General features: G+C 29.9%; 3 protein-coding genes. All 3 read right to left on the reverse strand.

Annotated features, from left to right (window positions below; genetic code table 11):
• Positions 1–324: 324 nt before the first annotated feature.
• The 3 genes from epsC to Q0370_RS07480 all read right to left on the reverse strand — a co-directional run bounded on the left by epsC (position 325) and on the right by Q0370_RS07480 (position 3,767).
• Entirely contained in the window at positions 325–873 is a 549-nt protein-coding gene (gene epsC / locus Q0370_RS07470) for a serine O-acetyltransferase EpsC (RefSeq protein WP_147006348.1), read from the reverse strand.
• A 151-nt stretch (positions 874–1,024) separates the two neighbouring features.
• On the reverse strand, positions 1,025–1,942 hold the full coding sequence (gene cysK / locus Q0370_RS07475; RefSeq protein ID WP_147006347.1) for a cysteine synthase A: 918 nt from the start codon (positions 1,940–1,942) through the stop codon (positions 1,025–1,027).
• Between the two features lie 130 nt (positions 1,943–2,072).
• Positions 2,073–3,767, reverse strand: coding sequence for a M3 family oligoendopeptidase (locus tag Q0370_RS07480; protein ID WP_299574105.1), 1,695 nt, complete (start codon positions 3,765–3,767; stop codon positions 2,073–2,075).
• Positions 3,768–4,128: the final 361 nt, after the last annotated feature.

The following is a 4,128-nucleotide window of genomic DNA, read 5'->3' on the forward strand; positions in this document are numbered from 1 at the left end:
ACTTCTGCTCCATCTATTTTTTCTGCAATTTTGTGAGCAATATCTTCAGTTACTCCTGTTGTTGATCCGAAAAAAATTCCTACTTTTGCCATTTTATCCCTCCATATTTGTAGTTTGGTTTTAAATATTGTTTTCATGTGGTTATCCATTTTTTAGATAATACATTTTGATTTTCTTTTAAATAAAAGAAATGAAATAAATTGTTTTATTTAAAACTCTCACTTTACTTATTAAAATTTTTATATAAAAAATATATCATATTTTACTTTGATTGTCAAATTTTTTTGATATTTGAATTTAAGTTGCTATTTTTTGAAATTTTAGTTAAATATGCCACATATAATAGTCTTCTTCTGTTTTTGGAATGATTCTGGCGGGAATACCTACTGCTACAGCTTCATCAGGAATATCTTTTAAAACGACTGAATTTGCTCCAATTCTTACGTTGTTTCCGATTACTATATTTCCAAGCAATTTTGCTCCAGCTCCTACAGAGACGTTATTTTTTAGTGTAGGATGCCGTTTGACTTTGGATGTGCTTACACCGCCGAGAGTTACACCATGATATATAACACAATTATCTCCTATTTCGGCAGTCTCTCCAACTACAATTCCCATTCCGTGATCAAAGAATATTTTATTTCCTAGTTTTGCGGCTGGATGAATTTCTATTCCTGTAAAAAAACGAGAAATTTGAGAAATAAGTCTTGCGAAAAAATATAATTTCCGTTTTTGAAAAAAATGAGCAATTTTATGATTAATAATAGCATGTAACGATGGATAAAGAAAAACTTCTATTTTATGTTTTACAGCTGGATCTTTTTCTGCAATATTATTTATTTCACTTATTAACCATTTAAAAATAATAATCACACTCCTTAAAATTTATATGTTAAGATTATATAATAAAACTGTTTTAAAAACAACTTTTTATTGTATAATTTTTTTTTAAAAAGTATGAAAATAGGCAATTCATCTCATAATTAGAGAATCCTTGCCCAAATTTAGATAAACTGTATTAATTTTATAGACTCTTTCTGAATACTTCTACTGATAGATATTTTTCTCCGCCATCAGGTAAAACAGCTAATACTTTTTTACCTTTTCCTAATTTTTTAGCTACTTCGTAAGCCGCTGCAATTGCACTTCCAGAAGAAATTCCTACAAATAATCCGTTTTCTTTTGAAGCTCTTGTTGCAAATTCTATTGCTTGTTCATTAGTTATTTTTATAATTCCATCTACAAGATTAGCATCATAGTTTCCAGGAATAAAGCCTGCTCCAAGCCCTTGTTGAGAATGTTTTCCAGGCTGTTCACCTGATAGTACTGCAGAAGTTGCAGGTTCTACAGCAAATACTTGCACTCCAGGTCTTTCTTCTTTTAATCTTTTTCCAACTCCTGATAAAGTTCCAGCAGTTCCAACTCCTGAAATAAATGCATCAATTTGCGGAAAATCATCCAAAATTTCTTTTGCTGTAGTTTCATAGTGTTTTGCAGGATTTGCAGGATTTTCAAATTGTTGAGGCAAGAAATATCCGTTTTCAGATGCTAATTTTTCAGCTTCAGCAATTGCACCTTTCATACCTTTTGCACCTTCAGTCAAGATTAATTCAGCTCCATAAGCTGCCAAAATACTTCTTCTTTCCACACTCATCGAATCTGGCATTATGATTATAACTCTATATCCTTTTGCTTTCCCTATTAATGCCAATGCAATTCCAGTATTTCCCGAAGTAGGCTCGACAATTGTACCACCTGGTTTTAATTTTCCCTCTTTTTCAGCAGCTTCTATCATTCCAAGCGCAGCTCTATCCTTTACACTTCCACCAATATTATATTTTTCGAGTTTTACATAAATATCAGCAATATTTTCTTCGTTTAAAAATTTCAATTTTACTACAGGCGTATTTCCAATTAAATCTAAAATATTTTCATAAATCATTAAAATTACCTCCATATTTAATATATTATTTACTAAATTTGTATCTACAATTATTATAGCACTAAAATTTATTAAAATCAATAGTTAAATTTGAAAATATTTTTAAATTTTGGTTTTTACATGGATTAAATTACAAATTCATATCATCAACACTATCCAAATATTCCTTAATTTTGGGAATTACAGCTGCTAATGTTCCTTCCTCAAACGGATTTTTCAGATTAGCAGATTTCATAAGTTCAAAGAATGATTTGCTTCCTCCAAGTTTACACAGATTTAGATAATCCTGCCATGCTTTTTCCCTGTCTTCTCTTGATTTTATCCAGAATTGGAAAGCACAGACTTGGGCTAAAGTGTAGTCGATGTAGTAAAATGGCGAGCTAAAAATATGCCCTTGTCTAAACCAGAAAATTCCATTTTTCAATTCGTCGACTTCCCCGTAATCTCTAGTTGGTAAATATTTTTTTTCAATTTCAAGCCATTTTTCACGACGCTCTTGTGGCGTAACTTCTGGATTTTCATAAACCCAGTGCTGAAATTCATCGACTGTTACCCCATAAGGAATGAATAAAAGAGCTTCTGACAAATGAATAAATTTATATTTTTCTGTATCATTTTCAAAGAATAGTTTCATCCACGGCCAAGTCAAAAATTCCATACTCATTGAATGAATTTCGCAAGCCTCGTAAGTTGGCCATAAATATTCAGGTACCTCAAAACCTCGGCTTTGGTAAACTTGAAAAGCGTGTCCGGCTTCATGCGTCAAGACATCAATATCATGTGCAGTCCCATTAAAATTGGCAAAAATAAATGGAGCCTTGTATTCTGGAATATAAGTGCAGTATCCTCCGCTCATTTTTCCTTTTTTAGAAAGTAAGTCAAGCAAATTATTTTCAGTCATAAATGTAAAAAATTCATCAGTTTCCTTCGACAATTCCTTATACATTGTTTTACCGTGATTTAAAATCCATTCAGGTGAACCGTGTGGATCAGCATTTCCAGAATTAAATTTTATAGCCTCGTCATAAAATCTAAGTTTTTCAACACCGAGCCTTTTTTCCTGTCTTTTACGAAGCTCAGTATGTAGCGGTACAATGTTTTCAAGTACTTGATTTCTGTAACCTTCCACCATTTTTGCATCATATTCAAGTCTTGAAAGTTGTTTATATCCAAATTCTACATAGTTTTTGTATCCCATTTTCTGTGCCATTTTAGTTCTCACTTTTACAAGCGAATCATAAATATTGTCAAATTCTTCTTGATTTTCAGCAAAAAATTGAGCTACTTTCTTTGCAGCTTCAATTCTTACATTTCTGTCCTTAGATTGAGTGTAAGGAACCATTTGCGATAAATTAAGCTCTTTTCCATCAAAATCAATTTTCGCACTGGCAATCAATTTTGAATATTTGCTAGATAATCTATTTTCTTCCTGTGCATCTGGAATAATCTCGTTCGAGAAAACTTTCAATGTATTTTCTGCCAAGTCAAACAATAATTTTCCATATTTCTTAATAAGTTCATCCTTAAATTTTGAATTGACAAGCGCTTTATAAAAATCATTAGTAAATCCAAATAAAATTGGACTAATTTCATCCATATATTCATTTTCCTTATCATAAAATTCATCATTTGTATCAATGCTATGACGAATAGAAACAAGTGTCTGGATAGTTTCGATATGATTTCTCAGCTTTATAATTTTATCAAATGCTTCAATTTGTCCCTCCACATTTTCTGCCCTTTCAAAACTATCTATTAATTCTGAAAATTGTCCTTTTATTTTTTCCAAGTCCAAATGTTCGTATTTGTAATCGTTGAAATTCATAATTTTCTCCTTCTGTATTTTTTAATTTTTATAATTTCAGTATATCAAATTTTGAGTGAAATAACAATTTTTAAAGATAAGATTTTTTTATTTAAAGTTATTACAACTCAAAAATTAAAATACAATAAAATCAGTAATTTGAAATCATCATTGTATTTTAAATTTCGTGTAAAAAATAATTTTAGTTGAGACATTTTTAGTTAGGAATATGAAAGTTTATTTTATCAAATAGACATTTTTATTTTTTATTAAAACAAGGCGGTTTACTTGAATTTAGTATTAAAATATGGTATACTTATTAATATAATTATTTAATAAATTAACACTAAAATACTCTAATTGGTATTTTTTAAGTGAGGAT

Origin of the sequence: uncultured Leptotrichia sp., assembly GCF_938036635.1 — a bacterium.
Classification (GTDB): domain Bacteria; phylum Fusobacteriota; class Fusobacteriia; order Fusobacteriales; family Leptotrichiaceae; genus Leptotrichia; species Leptotrichia hongkongensis.

Coding starts and splice junctions, on each gene's coding strand:
- cysK (WP_147006347.1), bottom strand. CDS start 1,942: ATGATTTATGAAAATATTTTAGATTTAATTGGAAATACGCCTGTAGTA.
- Q0370_RS07480 (WP_299574105.1), bottom strand. CDS start 3,767: ATGAATTTCAACGATTACAAATACGAACATTTGGACTTGGAAAAAATA.